Below are 384 nucleotides of genomic sequence, written 5' to 3' on the forward strand. Positions count from 1 at the left end.
AGAAATTAATTTCAACGATATTGATGATAACTGTGATGGTTCCAAATTCGAAGGTCACGCCCCTGTAGTTGTAGATGTTACAACTGCAAGTGGTGCTTTAGCAACGATGACGGATACTATCACTAGCTCAACGGCTACCAATACCACTCCATATTCCGGAGCTTCAGTAACGTATAAATTTAAAGTAAGTAAGACTAATGCACCAACCTCTGTTGCTTATGTGAGTAGTAATACAACAAGTTTTACTTTTTCTTCAGCTTCCAATGCGGCACATTCTTCTACTTATGATGTACAGGCTACTGCTGTTGTTAACGGAGAAGAGCAGCCATATAACGGTAACACACAGAGTTATAGTACCCCTGCGGCACCAACATTGCCAAATCC

At 40.9% G+C, this 384-nt stretch carries 1 protein-coding gene; it reads left to right on the plus strand.

Going from position 1 to position 384, the window contains the following annotated elements:
* Window positions 1–384 (plus strand): hypothetical protein (locus tag L1S35_RS13220; protein ID WP_236401459.1); only part of this gene is annotated, 384 nt, incomplete at both ends.

This window comes from Flavobacterium anseongense (assembly GCF_021608185.1).
In the GTDB taxonomy this organism is placed as follows: Bacteria; Bacteroidota; Bacteroidia; order Flavobacteriales; family Flavobacteriaceae; genus Flavobacterium; species Flavobacterium anseongense.